Genomic DNA, 17,674 nt, shown 5'->3' with positions numbered 1-17,674 from the left:
GGCCTTTTTTTTGCCTGCTTAACTATGCGCCGCTATCCAATGTGGGAGCGGGCTCATTGCAAACTCACGCCACGCGCTCCTCCCCGGGACTGCGCTCGAAGTAGCGCTTGTACTCCCGGCTGAACTGCGACGAACTCTGGTAACCCACCTCATGGGCGACCTGGGCCACGCCCTTGCCCTCGACCAGCAGCAGCCGCTGTGCCTTTAGCAAACGCAGGCGCTTGAGGTACTGCACTGGCGATAACAATGTGCTGCGCTTGAAATGCTCATGGAACGTCGAGGCGCTCATGTTCGCGCAACTGGCCAACGTCTCGACGTTGAGCGGCTCGGTGAAGTGCGCGTGCAAATGGCTCAGGGACGCTGCAATCCGGGCGAACTGACCCTGCTGCTCCACCAACGCCCGCAAGACATCGGCCTGGGGCCCGCGCAAGGCGGCGAAGAGCAGTTCACGCAGTCGTGCCTGGCCCATGACCTGGCATTCCACCGGGTCGTGCAAGCACTGCAACAAACGTTCGACGCACCCGCGCATGGCGCCATCGAGTACGGCGCTGGTCATGGATTCCGGCGTCTGGGCCGCGAGGCTTCGTCCCGGCATCAACCCCATGGCCAGCACCAGTTCGCCCAACAACGCCCGATCGATTGCAACGGATATCCCGAGCAGCGGAGCATCAGGCATGGCATAGGTTTCGCACTCGAACGGCACCGGCAGCGCCTGGATCAGGTAGTGCCCGGCGCCATACTCCAGCGTGCGCGGTCCGAGGTAGGCCAGTTTGCTGCCCTGGGCGATGATCACCAGACTCGGCTCGTAGAGCTGCGGGCCACGGGCGATGTCCTGGCTGCAGCGCAGCAGTTGCACGCCAGGCAGGCGCGTAGGAATGAAACCATCACGGGTTGCCAAGGGTTCGATCAGCGAAACCAGCGCCGCGTTCGCATCGAGATGACGGGTCAGCAACATGGGGGAAACTTCACGGAAAAAGGGTAGGAACATCATCGCAGGTCTGGCGTCCCATAGGATAAATCCACGGCCAAGGTCGGAGGATTAGGCATGACACCCGGAGGAATCGCCATCGCCGGATGCCGCCCTGGCTCCCAGAATAGATTGCCTCTGTTCACTGCTTAGCGAGGTTCATCATGTACACCGCCATCGGATACGCCGCTCAATCGCCCACCGCGCCCCTCGCCCCCATCAAGTTCGAGCGGCGCAGCCCGCAGGCCGACGACGTGGCAATCGAGATTCTCTACTGTGGCGTCTGCCACTCTGATATCCACCAGGCTCGCAACGAATGGGGCATCGCTGTCTACCCGCTGATGCCCGGCCACGAGATCGTAGGCAAGGTTACCGCCGTTGGTGCGAATGTCACCCGCTATAAGATCGGCGACTTGGTGGGTGTAGGCTGCATGGTCGATTCCTGCCGCGAGTGCGAAGCCTGCCATGCTGACCTGGAACAATATTGCTACCAAGGCATGACCCAGACCTACGCCAGCCCGGACCGTATCAGCGGCGGGCATACCATGGGTGGTTACTCCAACAGCATCGTGGTCAATGAGCACTTCGTGTTGCGCATCCCCGCCGCACTCGACCCGGCCAGCGCCGCACCGATTCTCTGCGCCGGCATCACCACCTATTCACCCCTCAAGCACTATGGCGTAAAGGCCGGTGACAAGGTCGGCGTACTTGGCATGGGCGGCCTCGGTCACATGGGCATCAAGTTTGCCAAGGCCATGGGGGCGGAAGTCACGTTGTTCACCCGCTCGGCCAGCAAGGCTGAAGAGGCCCGTCGCCAGGGTGCCGATCATGTGATCGTGTCCACCGACGCCGAGCAGATGGCCGCTGCGGCCGGGCGCTTCAACTTCCTGCTCGACACCATTCCGGTTCAGCACGACCTCAATCCCTACCTCGGCACCCTGCGCTTCGACGGTGTGCACATCCTGGTAGGCTTGGTCGAACCGATCGATCCACCAGTCCATGCGGCCAATCTGATCATGGGCCGTCGGGTTCTGGCCGGTTCGTTGATCGGCGGAATTGCCGAAACCCAGGAGGTGCTGGATTTCTGCGCCGAACACAACATCACCTGCGACATTGAAATGCTCGACATCCGCCAGATCAACGAGGCCTACAGCCGCATGATCGCCGGCGACGTGAAGTATCGCTTTGTCATCGACATGGCGACCCTCAAGGCCTGACGCAGTGGCTTGTATGGTTAATTTGAGTGCATGAATTAGCCACACAGGCCACTAATCAGACCTTGGCCCCCAGCTCCGCCGACAGTCGGGCTGTGACCCCTTTGACCAGGGGAATCAGCTCGGCCATTTTTTCCAGTGGCATGTACGGCACGGTGCTGGCGATGCTGATACCGGCGACGATCCGCTTGCCGGCATCACGAATCGGCGCCGCCACACAGCGAATCGACGGTTCGTTGTCCTCCAGGTCGAACGCATAGCCCCCCGCCACATATTCCACCATCCGCTGCTGGAACTGTTCCCAGGATTGCTCCTGATGCTCGGGCCAGAACTGATTCTTTCCACCGGCAGGCAGACTGATTTCGTACAAGCGTTGCCAATTCTCCTGCGGATCATCGAGCATCAATGCCTTGCCGATCCCGGTGCGCGCCAGTGGCATGCGATGCCCCACCCGCGAGCGCATTTCCGGGCCGTTACGCCCCGGATTCTTCAACAGGTACAAGACCTCGTCGCCCTCGCGGATCGCCAGGTGCACGGTGTCCCCGGTAAGGGCCGACAATTCGTCCAGATACGGCCCGGCCAGGCTCACCAGCGGCAGTTCCTCCCGGGCCTGGAAACCCAACTCGATCAGCTTCGGCCCCAGCAGGTAACCCACCTGCGGGACCACGCGCAGGTAACGCTCGTCCACCAGGCAACTGGCAAGGCGATGGGTGGTGCTGCGGGTGGTGCCGATCAACCGGGCGATTTCCTTCAAGTCGCGGGCGCCGCCGGCGACTGCCTGGACCACACCCAGGCCGCGCAGCAACGTCTGGGTGCCCGTGGGCGCTGCTTCCTTGGTGATTTTTGGATCGTCTTGCTGCATGGCCGGCCTTCAACAGTGAGCGGGGAACGGGCGGCATTATGGTCGCCCGCCCCGTAGGACTACAACTCGATGCGCTCGACCTTCCCGACCAGCAGGATGTAGGACAGCGCGCCAACCAGTGCCAGAACGGCGATGTAGGTGATGGCCGGGGCAAACGAATCGCCACTGGCCAGGAAGCCGATGACGATCGGCGTGGCGATGGCCGCCAGGTTACCAATGAAGTTGAATACCCCACCTGTCAGCCCGAGCAACCGCGCCGGTGCCAGTGTGGAAACCAGCGACCAGGTGATTGACGCCAGGCCATTGCCGAAGAACGCCAGGGCCAGGAAGGCAATCACCAGCGGCGTCGATTCGACGAAGTTGGCGCCGATGATCGAGGTGGAGATCAGCAAGCCGCCAATGATCGGCAGCTTGCGCGCGAAGCCCACCGTGGCGCCGCGGCGGATCAGCCAGTCGGAGAAGAAACCGGAACACAGCACGCCAATGAAGGCTGCGAGAAATGGCAGCGACGCCAGCAGGCCGGACTTGATGAAATCCATGCCGCGATATTTCACCAGGTAGGTCGGGAACCATGTCAGGAAAAACCACAACGTGGAGTTGAGGCAGAACTGCCCCAGGTAGATGCCCCACAGCTTGCGCTGGGTCAGGACGATACCCAGGTCGGACCAACTGAATTTCGCCTTGGCCTTGGCCGTATCGGCCTGAATATCCACCAGCCCGCCCCCTTCGCGGATCAGTTCGATTTCGGCGGCGTTGGCGCCTTTGAAATCCCGAGGCTCGCGATACACCGCGTACCAGATGGCCGCCCAGATAATGCCCACGGCACCGGTCGCCACGAACACCATGTGCCAACCGAATGCGTGCTGCAACCACGCCAGTACGGGCGTCAGGAAGGCCAGCCCGACAAACTGCCCGGACGTGTAGAAACCGATGGCGGTGGCGCGCTCGCGTTCAGGAAACCAGGTGGTGACCACACGGCTGTTGATGGGATAGGCCGGCGCCTCCAGGGCTCCGACCGCCATGCGCAACACGAACAACGCGATGAAGCTGGCGGCGAAACCGAGCATCACCGTGGCCGCCGACCATAGCAGCAGTGCCACGCTGTAGAGGATGCGCGGCGGCACCCGGTCCACCAGCCAGCCACCGGGAATCTGCATGGCCGCGTAGGTCCAACCGAACGCCGAGAAAATCAGCCCGACATGAATGGGATCGATGCCCAGCTCACTGGTCAGCGCGGGGGCGGCGATCGACAGGTTGCTGCGATCCAGGTAGTTGATCACCACGGTGATGAACAGCAGGACCATGATGAAAAAACGCTTGCGGCTGGGCGTCACCAACGACGCCGGCGCGCTCGGGGTGTGCGCTTGCATGTGAGGTGCCTCTTTTTATGGTTATTGAGGATGAGCCGATCGTTCCCACGCTCTGCGTGGAAACGCCTCAGCGGACGCTCCGCGTTCGGCTTTGAAAGGGACGCAGAGCGCCCCCCGGCTGCATTCCCACGCAGCGCGTGGGAACGATCAAACCGAGAGAGTCAGGACTCACTCACCACTCGGCAAAACTGCCATCGGCATGGCGCCAGATCGGGTTGCGCCAGCGGTGGCCGATGGCCGCGCGTTCGATGACGTATTCCTCGTTGATCTCGATGCCGAGGCCCGGGCCGTTGGGGATTTTCACGAAGCCCTTGTCGTAATCGAACACCTGCGGATCCTTGATGTAGTCCAGCAGGTCGTTGCTCTCGTTGTAGTGGATGCCCAGGCTTTGCTCCTGGATGAACGCGTTGTAGCAAGCGGCGTCCAGTTGCAGGCAGGCCGCCAGGGCAATCGGGCCCAGCGGGCAATGCAGCGCCAACGCCACGTCATAGGCTTCGGCCATGTTGGCGATCTTGCGGGTCTCGGTGATGCCGCCGGCGTGGGACGCGTCCGGCTGGACGATGTCGACGTAGCCTTCACTGAGCACCCGCTTGAAATCCCAGCGCGAGAACAGCCGCTCGCCCAGGGCAATCGGGGTGCTGGTCAGCGGCGCCAGCTCCTTGAGGGCCTCGTAGTTTTCGCTGAGCACCGGTTCTTCGATGAACATCAGCTTGTACGGGTCGAGTTCCTTCATCAGCACCTTGGCCATCGGCTTGTGCACACGACCATGAAAGTCCACGCCGATGCCGACGTTCGGCCCGACCGCATCGCGCACCGCCGCGACGTTGGCCAGGGCCAGATCGACCTTCTCGAAGGTGTCGAGAAATTGCAGCTCTTCGGTGCCGTTCATCTTCACCGCTGTAAAACCTCGTGCCACGGCCTCTTTCGCCGCGCGGGCGGTGTCGGCCGGCCGGTCGCCGCCGATCCACGAATACACGCGGATCTTGTCGCGCACCTGGCCGCCGAGCAAATCGCTGACCGACACGCCCAGGGCCTTGCCCTTGATGTCCCACAGCGCCTGGTCGATGCCGGCCAGCGCGCTCATGTGCACGGCGCCGCCGCGATAGAAGCCACCGCGATAGAGCACGGTCCAGATGTCTTCGATGTTGCGCGGGTCTTTGCCGATCAGGTAGTCGGACAATTCCTCAACGGCTGCCGCCACGGTGTGGGCACGACCCTCGACCACAGGCTCGCCCCAGCCGGTCACGCCCTCGTCGGTTTCGACCTTGAGGAAGCACCAGCGCGGCGGAACGATAAACGTGGTCAGTTTGGTGATTTTCATCTTGTTGTCTCTCTTGTCAGATGCAGCGCCCGGGGCGCTGGAAAAGTCTTCAGTTCAAGGCATTCCACGCGGCCACATAGGCCTTGGCACGCACCGCCACTTCATCTGCGGTCATCCCCGGCTTGAACAACCCGGAACCGAGGCCGAAACCCTTGACCCCGGCCTCGACGAACACCGCCATGTTGTCCGGGGTAATCCCGCCCACCGGCACCAGCACAGTCCCGGCCGGCAGCACCGCGAGCCAGGCCTTGACCACCGCCGGGCCCATTTGCTCGGCGGGAAACATCTTCAGGACGTGGGCGCCTTCGGCCAGTGCGGCGAAAGCTTCAGTCGGCGTCGCAACGCCTGGCGACAGGTACAACCCGGCCGCTTTCGCCGCCCGCAATACCTTGGGGTCGCTGTGGGGCATGACGATCACTTGGCCGCCGGCGGCTTTCACTAGCTCCACCTGCTCCGGCGTAAGCACGGTGCCGGCGCCGATCAGGCAATCGGCGGGCAAGGTGCTGCGCAGGATGCGAATACTTTCGTACGGCTCGGGGGAATTGAGCGGCACTTCGATGACGCGAAATCCGGCGCTATACAGGACTTCGCCAATGGCTGCCGCCTCTTCGGGCCGCAGACCGCGCAAGATCGCGATCAGCCCGTTGTGCGCCAGTGCTTGAGTGAGCATGTCAGACCTCCAGTTCGGTTAACGCGATGCGGTGGAATCGAGCAACCCGGCCGCCACGGCCAGTTGCCACAAACCCCGTTCGGTGGCCTGTTCGGCCAGGGTCACCCGGGCAAAACCGCAGGCGTCGAGAGCCCGTTGATAACGGGCGCACAGTTGCGAGTTGCCGATCAGCACCACCGTCGGCAAGTGGCCGCTGTTGCGCCGCTGGCGCTGTACGCTGGCGAGCGCCGCCAGCTCATGACCGATCAACAATCCGGAAAGGTAGTCCGCCTGGGCACCGCTGCCGAGCTCGCCAGTCAACCCCAGGCTGCGGGCGCTGAACACGGTGGACAAGGGGCCGATCTGGCCGTCCGCCGACAGCGCGACCTGCACACCGCGATCAAACGCCACACCGTCGAACGCCGCGCCGCGCTGCTGGGTCCGGCCGAGGATGCTGTGGTCGCTGAGCACAGCGAAAATCTCGCCGGTCATGAAGGTGTCGAAATGCACAATGCAGCCGTCGGCCACTTCCACCCATTTCGAATGGCTGCCGGGCAGGCCGATCAGCACGGCTTCGTTTGGCAGGCTGTGCAAGGCACCGAGCACCTGGGTTTCTTCGCCACGCATGACGTTCGGCAGCCGTGAACGCTGGATCACACCGGGCACGATGTGCACATCGACACCGCGCAGGCTCCGAATCGTTTGTAGGGAATGTCCGAGATTGGCGACGTTGGCGGGTGTGTCGCAGTAAGGCGCTTCACGCCAGCCCTGGGCACTGCCGACCATACCGCACGCAATGACGGGCAGGCCTGGCTGAGCGTCGAGCCAGTCGCCGCAGGCCTCGTCGAACGCCAGCTCGAAACCGTCGACACACACCTGGCCGGCCACGGTACGCGGGCCCGCAGGCAACTGCATGATCCCCGACGACAGCGAGCGCTGCTCCAGCACTTCGCCTCCGGCGGCGAGTTTGTAAGCCCGTAGTGAGGTGGTCCCCCAATCGAGCGCGATCAATTGCGCCTGCATCCGCTTCACCTGTTCTGTTTTTTTGGCAGTGAGTGAGCGGACTATAAACCTGGGGATAATCAAATCTCAATATATAAATAACACTCCCATATATTGGGATATCCATCAGAGCCGTTCGAATCCGTCGCTATCCGCCCGCGACCCTGCTACGTTTTCCATCCGGATGCCTCAACTCTCAGGGAAAACGTAATGGGACAACTGCTGAAGATTCTCGGTCGCACCTCGTCAATCAACGTCAGAAAAGTGCTATGGACCTGTCAGGAACTGGAAATCGCCTACGATCGGGAAGACTGGGGCATCGGCTTCAACTCGACCCACTCGCCGGAATTCCTCGCTCTGAATCCCAACGCCCAGGTTCCGGTGATCATTGACGAGAATGGCGTGCTCTGGGAATCGAACACGGTCTGTCGCTACCTGGTGGGCAAGCATGGCCGTAGTGATCTTTTGCCGGTCGAGCCCGCCGCTCGGGCACGGATCGAACAGTGGATGGATTGGCAGGCAACGGAACTCAACCCGTCATGGGGGTATCCATTTTACGCCCTGGTGCGTAAGGATCCGGATTGCCAGGACCCGCAGCGTATCGCCGCCGGGATCAAGGGCTGGAACGAGAAGATGGGCTTGCTGGAGCAGCAGTTGAACCAGACGGGTGCCTATGTGGCGGGCTCAGCGTTCTCCCTCGCTGACGTACTCATCGGCCTGTCCGTGCACCGCTGGCGCCAGACGCCCATGGAGCGTCCGGCCTACCCGGCCGTGGCCGCGTACTGCAAGCGCCTGGAGCAGCGGCCGGGGTTTGCCCAGTGGGCATCCGCCGCCCATGCCTGAACCATTCAGTTGCCTTGGGCGAAATCCCTGAGCACCTTGCCGTCCATGCGGTAGCGCACCCACTCCTCCTGTGGCTGCGCGCCGAGGGATTTGTAGAACTCGATCGCCGGGGTGTTCCAGTCCAGGACACTCCATTCGAAACGACCGCAATCGTTGTCGCAGGCGATCTTTGCCAGGTGCCGCAACAACGTCTTGCCCGCCCCGCCGCCGCGCTGGTCGGGCGTGATGTACAGGTCTTCGAGGTACAGGCAGTTGCTGCCCAGCCAGGTGGAATAGCTGAAGAAGAACACCGCAAACCCGATCGGCACGCTATCGCGCAGGCAGATCAAGCCATGGGCGGTTGCGCCTTCGCTGAACAGACTGCGCTCGATGTCGGCCACACTGGCGATGACTTCGTGACGGGCCTTTTCGTAATCGGCCAGTTCGGTGATGAAAGCAAGGATTTGAGGCGCATCGCTGGGTTGCGCCGGACGGATCTCGATCGACATGAACAGGCCTTGTAGCCAATTGAAAGCGCCATACTAAGCCGCTAACAGCCGCTCGTCACATATGAAAACAATCGCGCGCCCCGAGTCATCGGGCGCGTGCATCCGAGGAACTGTCATGTTCGCTGCCGACTTCGCTCCATTGCAGGCCCTAGCCACTCAACTGCTGCCCCATGCGCTGGAACCTTCCGGGGACGGCGCTCACGATCTGTCGCATTTGCAACGGGTCTGGAGCAACGTTCGCGCACTTGAGCGCCATGAAGGCGGCGATATGTCCATCCTCCTCGCGGCAACATTGCTGCACGACTGTGTGGCATTGGAAAAGAATTCGCCGTTGCGCGACCAGGCATCTCGCCTGGCGGCGGACAAAGCAGCGACGCTGTTGTCCACACTCGACTGGCCCGGCGAAAAAATCAGCGCCGTTGCCCATGCCATTGAAGCTCACAGCTTTTCAGCCAATATTGCTGCAGTCACGCTGGAGGCAAAAATCCTCCAGGACGCTGATCGCCTCGACTCACTGGGCTTGCTCGGCGTTGCCCGGACGTTTTACGTCGCCGGACGCATGGGCAGCGTTCTCTATGACCCTCAGGACCCTTTGGCCATCTCCAGGGATTATGACGACAGGCGTTACTGCCTCGATCACTTCCAGACCAAATTGTTGCACCTGTGCGATGGCTTCCAGACCGCTACGGGACAACGTATGGCGCTGATCCGCCACGAGCGACTCAAAGACTTCCTCAGCCAGTTCATGGAGGAAGCCGGCCTGAGCGATTAGACCATTCGTCGCCGCCAAGGCACCCCGCGGCTCGGGCGCAGCCCAAGATCAGGCAAGCATTCAAAAAAATGGAGGCGACACCATGATCACTTCAAGGCTGACTGCATTCACACTTGCCACGCTGCTCTCTTCGGCGGCGTTCGCGGCGACCACTTCCGGCACCGGGCCGACCGACCCGGTGCCGGCGCCCAACTCTCCGGCCACGCAAGGCCTGCCCAAGTTGAACACCGACGGAACCGGCGGCGGCACCTTGAACAATGGTCAACCTCCGGCCACCGGTACCGATCCGCGGGTGCAAGGCAATGACACGGGTCGCCAGGGCGGGATGAACACCCCGGACTCTACCGCACCCGATAACGCCGAGACCGGCGTGGGCTCGAAAACCACCACCGGTGGTTCGGGTTCCGAAGGCGGCGGCGCCAGCCAGTAGCCTCTGCTCACACAAGAGGAGGAAGACCTCATGCCTCGTGGAAGCAAAGACAAATACACCACCGAGCAAAAGCGCAAGGCCGAGCACATCGAAGAAAGCTACGAGAAGAAGGGCTTGTCCGAAGACAAGGCCGAAGCCCGCGCTTGGGCGACGGTGAACAAGCAGTCGGGCGGCGGCGAACGCTCCGGCGGTTCGGGGAAGGAGAAACCGGCCGCTGAGAAGAACACCGATCGCAAGGAATCCGCCCGCCGCGCTGCCAAGACCCGTGAAGGTCATCCGCGCAGCAGCAAGGCCTCTCATGGAACGCAGACGGTGGACAGCCTGATGAAGGAAGCCCGGGCGAAGAACATTCCCGGGCGTTCGAAAATGCGTAAGCAGGAGTTGGTTGAGGCGTTGCGCAAGGCTGGGTGAGGGTTGGCGTCAGGGATGACGCCATCGCGAGCAGGCTCGCTCCCACAGGGTTACATGGCATACCCCGGTTTTGGGATTGGCACATAAACCTGTGGGAGCGAGCCTGCTCGCGATAGCGGTGGCTCAGGTTACTTTGGTGTTGGATTTGCCGGCCTCATCGCGAGCAAGCTCGGCTCCCACAAGAGAACTTTGGCCGGCACAGAATCCTGTGGGAGCCGGGCTTGCCCGCGAAGGGGCCCGCCCGGGCAATGCAGCTTTCAGCGTTGCTTCAAGCGGTCGATCACCACGGCCAGCAGCAGGATCGAGCCGCGGATGACGTATTGGTAGAAGGTGTCGATGTTCTTCAGGTTCATCGCGTTTTCGATGATCGCCAGGATCAGCACCCCGGCAATCACATGGCGAATCATGCCGATACCGCCGCTCAACGACACCCCGCCCAGCACGCAGGCCGAGATCACGGTCAGTTCAAAGCCCTGGCCGATCATCGGCTGGCCCGAGGTCATGCGCGAAGCCAGGATCACCCCGGCCAGGGCGCCGATCACGCCGTGCACGGCGAAGATGATGATCTTGGTGCGATCAACGTTAACACCCGCCAACAACGCCGCTTCCTGGTTGCCACCAATGGCCATGGTGTTGCGCCCGTAGGTGGTGTAGTTCAGCAACCAGCCGAAGAACAGGAAGCAGACGATGGTGATCAGGATCGGCACCGGGACCCCGAACATCTGGCCGTTGCCGAACACGAAGAACGACTCCTGGGACACGCCCACCGCTTTACCGTTGGCGAAGATGTAGGCCAGGCCGCGAACGATCTGCATCGTTGCCAGCGTGGTGATCAACGCATTGACCCGCAGCTTGGCGATGACGATGCCGTTGATCAGGCCGACAATCAGCCCCATCACCAGCGCCGCACTGACACCGAGGAACACGCTGTTGGTGTCGCGCATTACCACGGCGGCGACCACGCCGGCACAGGCAATTACCGAGCCGACCGACAAGTCGAAGTGCCCGGACGCCAGGCAATACAACATGGTGCAGGCGGCGATGCCGGTGGTGGAAATGGCCAGGCCCAGGCCTCGCATGTTCAACGGCGACAGGAAGTTGTCGATCATCAGGGTGCAGAGCACGAAGATGCCGATGGCCGCCAGCAGCATGACCCAGTCATCGAGGAAACGACGCAGGTCCAGGGGTTTGCGTGCCGTTGGCAGTGCATTGTTTTGAATGGTCATGATTACCTCTCAGTTCGCCGCGTCGGCAACGCGTTGGCGTGGCAGCGCCAGTTGCAGCAGGTTGGATTCATTGGCCTGGTCACGCGGCAGCTCGCCACGCATGACCCCTTCGCAGAGCACCAGGATTCGGTCGGAAATGCCCATCACTTCCATCAGGTCGCTGGACACCACAATCACCGCGATGCCGTCGGCCGCCAGGTTGTGGATGATCTGGTAGATCTCGGCCTTGGCGCCGATGTCGATGCCGCGGGTCGGCTCGTCCAGCAGCAGGACCTTCATCGGCATCGACAGCCAGCGACCGAGGATCGCCTTCTGCTGATTGCCGCCGGACAGGTACATGATTTTCTGCCCTGCCGTCGGGGTCTTCACTTTCAGCGCCTTGATCTGTTTGTCGGCATTGCCCCGCTCCCACTCGCCGCGCAACAGGCAACCGAGGGTGGAATGGCTGCTGCGGGCGCTGATGTTGATGTTCTCGGCCACACTGCCCAGGGGCATGATGCCTTCCTTCTTGCGGTCTTCCGGGCAGAGCAGCACGCCGGCGCCGATGGCGTCCCGAGGTGAGCGCAGCTTCAGTTCCTCGCCATGCAGGACCAGGCTGCCTTCGGTCTGGCGCTCCAGGCCGCTGAGCAAACGCAGCAGCTCGGTACGACCAGCCCCCACCAGCCCGAACAGCCCGAGGATTTCACCCTTGTGCACCTGGAAACTCACCGGTTCACGCAGCCCCGGACCCAGCAGGCGATCAACCCGCAGCGCCACTTCGCCGCACGCGCGGGGACGGTAATCGTAGATGTCCTGGATATCACGACCGACCATGCAGGTGACCAACTGATCGTGGGTCAACTCGCTCATGTCCTCGAAGGTGCGTACGTAGCGACCGTCCTTGAACACCGTCACCGCGTTACAGATGCGGAACACCTCTTCCATGCGATGGCTGACATACAGCACCACTTTGCCCTCGTCCCGCAACCGCGCGATGATCGCCATCAGCCGATCGATTTCCCGCGCCGAAAGGCTGCTGGTCGGCTCATCGAAAGCAATGACGTGGGCGCCACGGGACAGAGCCTTGGCGATTTCCACCAGTTGGCGCTGACCGAGGGACAGGCGACCGACCTTTTCCTGCGGGTCGATCTCATCGGCCAGGCCCTTGAGCAGCTTCAGCGCCTGCTGGCGCAGCAGCCCGCGATTGACCAGGCCAAAGCGAGCCGGCAGATGGCCCAGGAACAGGTTCTCGGCGACGGTCATTTCCGGCACCAGGTGCAATTCCTGGTGGATCACCGCCACGCCGCTGGCGATGCTGTCGGCGGTGGATTTGAAGGCCATCGTCTGCTCGCCGATCTGCAGCTCGCCGCTGCTCGGGATGTAGGCGCCGCCGAGGATCTTCAGCAACGTGGACTTGCCCGCGCCGTTCTCGCCCATCAAGGCATGGACCTGCCCCGGATGTGCGACGAAACTGATATTGGCCAGCGCCTGCACGCCGGGAAAGGTCTTGCCGATCCCGTTGAACCGCAGGCTGCCGCCGATGTTGTGTTGTTGTGTCGCTGTTTGCGCTTGCATAACCACCTCGAACTCACAGAGATCAAGCGGCCCCGTTGCCAGGACCGCTTTTGAATCAACCAGCCGTCAGTTCCACAGGCCGATTTTTTCCAGCTCCTGCTTGAAGTTCTCGCGGGTGATCAGCGTCACCTCGTCCATCGCGGTGTACTTCGGCGGTTCCTTGCCGGTGGTGATCCACTCGTACATCATCTCGGCGGTCTTGTAGCCCTCGATGTGCGGGCTAGGCAGCATCGAACCGAAGAAGCCGCTGTCGGGTTTCTTCAGCTCGCCGATGGCGTCGGTGCCGTTGATGCCGATCCCGATCACGTTGGCCGCCTTGAAGCCGGCGCTTTCGGTGGCGCGCACGCCGCCCAGCACGGTGTTGTCGTTCATGCCGCCGATGATCAGGTTCTTCGCGCCGCTCGGCAGTTTCACCAGTGCAGAGTTGGTGGAGTCCATGCTGCCCGGTACGTCGAGGGTCTTGAGCGCGGTGAAGAGGATGTGGTCATCCGGAATACCGGCTTTCTTGAGGGCATCCACCGAACCGTCGGTGCGCTTCTTGCCCGTGTCCAGTTCATTGTAGGTGTTGATCACGGCGTAGGTTTCTTTCCAGTCCCAGCCGCGTTTTTTCGCTTCGGTAGCCATGGCGGCGCCCTGCTTCTGGCCGACTTCGAACGCGGCCATGCCCAGGTACGGGACGTCTTCCATGAACTTGCCGTTGGCATCGACGAAACGGTCATCGACGGCAATGACTTTCAGATCATTGAGCTTGGCCTTGGCCATGATGGCCGGGCCGAGGGACACGTCCGGCGGGCAGATCACAAAACCCTTGGCACCGTTGGCGGCGAGGCTGTCGATGGCCGAGAGGGTTTTCTCGCCGTCCGGCACGGCGATCTTGATCACCTTGAAGCCTTTGTCCTTGCCCGCCTTCTCGGCGAACGCCCACTCGGTCTGGAACCAAGGCTCCTCGGCCTGCTTGACCAGAAAACCGATCTTCACTTCTTCAGCCGCCAGCAAGCTACTGCTGAGACCGACCGCGGCAACGGCCAGGGCGACGCGGCACAGGGAACGGATCCCACGACGATGCTTCATAGTTGACTCCTTGTTTTTTTTATTGAAAGCCAGACGTCCAGTTTCTGCTCCACCGTGGGTGGGAAAGCGCAGGCTGGACGGTTACATCAAGTTGCTACACAGCATAGGCCTAAATAGTCATATCGTATGATGATTGGATGACAGGCGAATTTTCCGACTGCAACCCAGGAATATTCAGTCGTGGTACATGACCGAACGTCCACCATCGATGGTGATGCATGAGGCATTGATAAAAGGTGCTTCATCACTGGCCAGGAACACGGCCGTCATTGCCACTTCGATCGGTTGCCCGATACGCCGTGGCGGGTGCAGATCCAGCGCACGCTGGCGTTCGGCCTGGGGATCGGCAAAGCCGTTCCAGTAGTCGACGTTCAGTTGGGTTTCGATATACCCCGGCGCAATGGCGTTCACGCGGACCCCTTTGGGCGCGTATTCGATGCCCAGGGCGCGCGTGAGGCCTAGCAGGCCATGCTTGGCCACCGGGTAGGGGAAACAGCCGGGAATGATGTGGGACGAATGGGTGGAGGCGATGTTGATGATGCTGCCCACGCCTTGCTCGATCATCTGCGGCAAGACTGCTTTGCAGCCGTACCAGGCGCCATCGAGGTCGATGGCGAAACAGCGGCGCCAGTCATCCTCGGTCATCTCCAGCGGGTCACGGAAAACGTTCACGCCGGCGCAGTTCACCAGCACGTCGATGCGCCCGTGCAATTCGACGGCGCGACGGGCCATGGCATCGAGGTCGCGTGGCTGCGACACGTCGGCTTTCATCGCCTGGACATCCGCGCCGCGTTCACGCCACAGTGCGGCAACTTGCTCGACCTTTTCCGCCTGGATATCGCTGATCACCAGCCGTGCCTGTTGCGAGGCGAAGGCGGCGACGATCGCCTCGCCAATCCCCTGGGCGGCGCCAGTCAGCAGGACGACCTTGTGCTTCAGGCGTTCGCCTTTCGGCGGCTCCGGCACGGGCGGCAAGCAAAGCGCTTGAGCCATGGATGGGGATCGTTGCATCACTTCACCTGTTTTGTTTTTTTAGTGTGAGTGCGTATTACTGATGGAGCCGACTATAAACCCGGCCGCCAGCTAATCTCAATATATATATTTACATCCCATATTTTGGGATTTAACCGGCAAACCTCGTGCACGCGACGCCTGGCACATCGACTCGCATCGACAGCACCGCACCGTCCAGCGGATGCCCCAGTGGGCTCGCCGCGCTGGTGATGTACAGGGTCTTGAGGTCTTCGCCACCGAACACGCAACTGGTGGGACGGCTGACGGGCAATTCGATCACCCGATCGACATGGCCATCGGGGTGCAAACGCAACAGGCAACTGCCGTCCCAGCGCGCATTCCAGACATAACCCCGGGCATCCATCGCCGAGCCATCGGGCCCGCCACGCGGGTGCGGACCAAACCAGACCTCGGCCGGCGCCAGGTTGCCTTCGGGGTAGATAAAGTGCTTGTACAACGTGCCGTCGAGGCTTTCGCCGAAATACACCGTGGTGCCGTCCGGGCTCCAGAGCAACGTGTTGGGGATGCCTAACCCGCGCAACAACGGCATGACCCGGCCATCGCCGCCGACGCGAAACAGCCCGCCGGAGCGCCGCTCGACCGGCAAGTCTTCACCCGCGTCACCGATGTTGTTCTGCATGGTGCCAAGCCAGAGTTGGCCCAAGACGTCGCACCGGGCCTCGTTGGGACGGTTGCCCGGCTGCGGGTCGGCCATGCACAGCAACGTCAAGCGCGGTTCCAGCCCCGGCGAATCCAGGTCCAACCGATAGACACCGCTGCTCAGGGTGACCAGCGCGTCGCCACTCTGGGTCGGGATAAAGGCCGAGACATGTTCGGGCATCTGCCAGATCTGCACATTGGCGCCGATCAGCCGCAGCGCCTGCTTGCCGGCGATATCGACCCAATACAGCGCCTGGGTCGGCTCGTCCCAGAAGGGCCCTTCGCCCAGTTGGGCACGGTGTTCCGTCACAGCCTTCCACTTCATTGGAATCTCCTGTTCCCGGCTTGTCCGGCAGGATCGAGGCGACCGGCCATGACATTGGGGTAAAAGCGTTTGATGGCCAGGTCGGCGTTGTCGATCAGGGTCATGCACGCCCAGACGCCGCGCGCCGCGTCACGGGCGGCAATGGCTTCGGCGATGTCCTTATGGATAGGCAATGTGCGTCGCAGTTCATCCGGATCGGCGGCGGACACTTCGAAGGATACCGCCAGCAGCGCCCCGAGGGCGGGGACCATCTGTTCGATGAATTGATTATGGCTGGCGGCGAGGATGCACTCGTGGAAGAACTGGTCGGCGCGGTTGTAATCGGCGCCGCTGTCCACGGCCCGCTCCAGGGCATGATAGGCCAGGCGAATCGCCTGCACCTGATCGGCCGTGGCCCGCTCGCAGGCCCAGCGCACCGCCATCGGTTCGATGGTACGGCGCAGGTCCTGCAGGTCATCGACAAAGTTTTCCGGCAGACCGCTGCGCGACAGCCAGCCGACCACTTGCGGATCGAACAGATTCCAGCGACGCACCGGCAACACTCGCGTGCCGACTTTCGGCCCGACTTCCAGCATGCCTTTGGCGACCAGGGTCTTGATGGCCTCGCGAATCACCGTGCGGCTGACACCCAGTTGCTCGCCCAGGTCTGCTTCGACCTTGATGGTTTGCCCAGGCTTGACCTGGCCGGCGGCGATCCAGCCACCCAGCCAATCGACGGTCGATGCGTGAAAACTGCTGGACATGACAACCCCGCGGGCCACTCTTATAGATGGCTTACGCTAATCATCATATGATTGGGTGTCAATTGAATTTTGGCAGGAACGAACTGTGGGAGCGAGCCTGCTCGCGATAGCGGCGGGTCAGTTGACCAACCCGTTACTGACACGCCGCTATCGCGAGCAGGCTCGCTCCCACATGGGTGAATCAGGGTTCAAGGCCGATCGGAAAGAATACCCCGCCACTCCACACACCCAGCCAGCGCTGCCCGTCGATCTCGCGGCTGACCGCCAGCTCCACCAGCTGATAGAACACATTGCGATGGATCAGCGCTTCGAGATTGCTGCGCACATGCACATAGGGGGCGGGTTCCTGGGTCTGCGGATCGATCACTACCCGCATCGGATGCTCGCCACCGGCCTCAATGATTTCGTCGACATTGGAGGTGAAGCGCAACACCTGGCCTTCCCCCTCGCCTTCGACTTCCAGGATCACGGCCACGAACGGCGCATCGTCGACCTGGATGCCGACTTTTTCCACCGGGGTAATGAGAAAGTAATCATCGCCGTCGCGGCGGATGATGGTGGAGAACAGCTTGACCATCGGCTTTCGCCCAATGGGCGTGCCCAGGTAATACCAGGTGCCGTCCCGGGCGATGCGCATGTCGATGTCGCCGCAGAAATCCGGGTTCCACAAATGGACCGGCGGCAGGCCTTTGGTCTTGGGGATCTGCCCCAGCAAGTCATTGGCTTTTTGCGGTCCGCTCATGGTGACTCCT

At 62.0% G+C, this 17,674-nt stretch carries 19 protein-coding genes; 5 read left to right on the top strand and 14 right to left on the bottom strand.

Going from position 1 to position 17,674, the window contains the following annotated elements:
- Window positions 1–64 precede the first annotated feature (64 nt).
- A complete protein-coding gene (locus J7E36_RS07250; protein ID WP_215001343.1) occupies window positions 65–955 on the bottom strand; it encodes an AraC family transcriptional regulator in 891 nt (296 codons plus the stop codon).
- Window positions 956–1,131: 176 nt separating this feature from the next.
- Here J7E36_RS07250 and J7E36_RS07245 point away from each other — a divergent pair, with 176 nt between their 5' ends.
- Window positions 1,132–2,184: an NAD(P)-dependent alcohol dehydrogenase gene (locus J7E36_RS07245; protein ID WP_215001341.1), complete on the top strand. Its 1,053-nt coding sequence runs from the start codon at window positions 1,132–1,134 to the stop codon at window positions 2,182–2,184.
- A 55-nt stretch (window positions 2,185–2,239) separates the two neighbouring features.
- Here the strand turns inward: J7E36_RS07245 and J7E36_RS07240 are convergent, their stop codons facing one another.
- The 5 genes from J7E36_RS07240 to J7E36_RS07220 all read right to left on the bottom strand — a co-directional run bounded on the left by J7E36_RS07240 (window position 2,240) and on the right by J7E36_RS07220 (window position 7,406).
- The gene (locus tag J7E36_RS07240) at window positions 2,240–3,043 is read right to left on the bottom strand and encodes an IclR family transcriptional regulator (protein WP_215001339.1); all 804 of its coding nucleotides are present in this window, start codon (window positions 3,041–3,043) and stop codon (window positions 2,240–2,242) included.
- Window positions 3,044–3,102: 59 nt separating this feature from the next.
- Window positions 3,103–4,413, bottom strand: a complete 1,311-nt coding sequence (locus J7E36_RS07235; protein WP_215001337.1) for an MFS transporter — start codon at window positions 4,411–4,413, stop codon at window positions 3,103–3,105.
- A 172-nt stretch (window positions 4,414–4,585) separates the two neighbouring features.
- Window positions 4,586–5,734, bottom strand: coding sequence for a galactonate dehydratase (gene dgoD / locus J7E36_RS07230; RefSeq protein WP_215001334.1), 1,149 nt, complete (start codon window positions 5,732–5,734; stop codon window positions 4,586–4,588).
- Window positions 5,735–5,783: 49 nt separating this feature from the next.
- On the bottom strand, window positions 5,784–6,404 hold the full coding sequence (locus J7E36_RS07225; protein WP_215001332.1) for a 2-dehydro-3-deoxy-6-phosphogalactonate aldolase: 621 nt from the start codon (window positions 6,402–6,404) through the stop codon (window positions 5,784–5,786).
- Window positions 6,405–6,422: 18 nt separating this feature from the next.
- Window positions 6,423–7,406, bottom strand: a complete 984-nt coding sequence (locus J7E36_RS07220; protein ID WP_215001330.1) for a 2-dehydro-3-deoxygalactonokinase — start codon at window positions 7,404–7,406, stop codon at window positions 6,423–6,425.
- A 189-nt stretch (window positions 7,407–7,595) separates the two neighbouring features.
- Here J7E36_RS07220 and J7E36_RS07215 point away from each other — a divergent pair, with 189 nt between their 5' ends.
- Window positions 7,596–8,228, top strand: coding sequence for a glutathione S-transferase family protein (locus J7E36_RS07215; protein ID WP_215001328.1), 633 nt, complete (start codon window positions 7,596–7,598; stop codon window positions 8,226–8,228).
- 5 nt (window positions 8,229–8,233) lie between these two features.
- On the opposite strand, the gene J7E36_RS07210 is transcribed toward J7E36_RS07215, so the two are convergent.
- Window positions 8,234–8,716 (bottom strand): GNAT family N-acetyltransferase, encoded by a 483-nt coding sequence (locus tag J7E36_RS07210; protein ID WP_215001326.1) that lies wholly within the window; start codon window positions 8,714–8,716, stop codon window positions 8,234–8,236.
- A 115-nt stretch (window positions 8,717–8,831) separates the two neighbouring features.
- Here J7E36_RS07210 and J7E36_RS07205 point away from each other — a divergent pair, with 115 nt between their 5' ends.
- The 3 genes from J7E36_RS07205 (at window position 8,832) to J7E36_RS07195 (ending at window position 10,329) form a co-directional block, all read left to right on the top strand.
- Window positions 8,832–9,488: an HD domain-containing protein gene (locus J7E36_RS07205; protein WP_215001324.1), complete on the top strand. Its 657-nt coding sequence runs from the start codon at window positions 8,832–8,834 to the stop codon at window positions 9,486–9,488.
- Between the two features lie 82 nt (window positions 9,489–9,570).
- Window positions 9,571–9,918 (top strand): hypothetical protein, encoded by a 348-nt coding sequence (locus J7E36_RS07200; protein WP_215001322.1) that lies wholly within the window; start codon window positions 9,571–9,573, stop codon window positions 9,916–9,918.
- Window positions 9,919–9,948: 30 nt separating this feature from the next.
- Window positions 9,949–10,329: a Rho termination factor N-terminal domain-containing protein gene (locus J7E36_RS07195; RefSeq protein ID WP_215001320.1), complete on the top strand. Its 381-nt coding sequence runs from the start codon at window positions 9,949–9,951 to the stop codon at window positions 10,327–10,329.
- 257 nt (window positions 10,330–10,586) lie between these two features.
- Here the strand turns inward: J7E36_RS07195 and araH are convergent, their stop codons facing one another.
- The 7 genes from araH to J7E36_RS07160 all read right to left on the bottom strand — a co-directional run bounded on the left by araH (window position 10,587) and on the right by J7E36_RS07160 (window position 17,664).
- Window positions 10,587–11,555, bottom strand: a complete 969-nt coding sequence (gene araH / locus J7E36_RS07190; protein ID WP_215001318.1) for an L-arabinose ABC transporter permease AraH — start codon at window positions 11,553–11,555, stop codon at window positions 10,587–10,589.
- A 9-nt stretch (window positions 11,556–11,564) separates the two neighbouring features.
- A complete protein-coding gene (araG, locus tag J7E36_RS07185; protein WP_215001316.1) occupies window positions 11,565–13,109 on the bottom strand; it encodes an L-arabinose ABC transporter ATP-binding protein AraG in 1,545 nt (514 codons plus the stop codon).
- A 66-nt stretch (window positions 13,110–13,175) separates the two neighbouring features.
- Window positions 13,176–14,180, bottom strand: a complete 1,005-nt coding sequence (locus tag J7E36_RS07180; protein WP_215001314.1) for a substrate-binding domain-containing protein — start codon at window positions 14,178–14,180, stop codon at window positions 13,176–13,178.
- A gap of 174 nt (window positions 14,181–14,354) precedes the next feature.
- Window positions 14,355–15,173: an SDR family oxidoreductase gene (locus J7E36_RS07175; RefSeq protein WP_215001312.1), complete on the bottom strand. Its 819-nt coding sequence runs from the start codon at window positions 15,171–15,173 to the stop codon at window positions 14,355–14,357.
- Window positions 15,174–15,303: 130 nt separating this feature from the next.
- The gene (locus J7E36_RS07170; protein WP_215001310.1) at window positions 15,304–16,179 is read right to left on the bottom strand and encodes an SMP-30/gluconolactonase/LRE family protein; all 876 of its coding nucleotides are present in this window, start codon (window positions 16,177–16,179) and stop codon (window positions 15,304–15,306) included.
- Entirely contained in the window at window positions 16,176–16,922 is a 747-nt protein-coding gene (locus J7E36_RS07165; RefSeq protein WP_215001308.1) for a FadR/GntR family transcriptional regulator, read from the bottom strand. Before J7E36_RS07165 ends, J7E36_RS07170 begins: the two co-directional genes overlap by 4 nt.
- 181 nt (window positions 16,923–17,103) lie before the next feature.
- Window positions 17,104–17,664 (bottom strand): DUF1285 domain-containing protein, encoded by a 561-nt coding sequence (locus J7E36_RS07160; RefSeq protein WP_215001305.1) that lies wholly within the window; start codon window positions 17,662–17,664, stop codon window positions 17,104–17,106.
- Between the last annotated feature and the right edge of the window lie 10 nt (window positions 17,665–17,674).

The sequence above is a fragment of the Pseudomonas fluorescens genome, from assembly GCF_018614775.1.
GTDB classification, from domain to species: domain Bacteria; phylum Pseudomonadota; class Gammaproteobacteria; order Pseudomonadales; family Pseudomonadaceae; genus Aquipseudomonas; species Aquipseudomonas fluorescens_BY.
The sequence above is the reverse complement of the archived record's forward strand: the minus strand, read 5'-3'. Positions and strand labels throughout refer to the sequence as shown.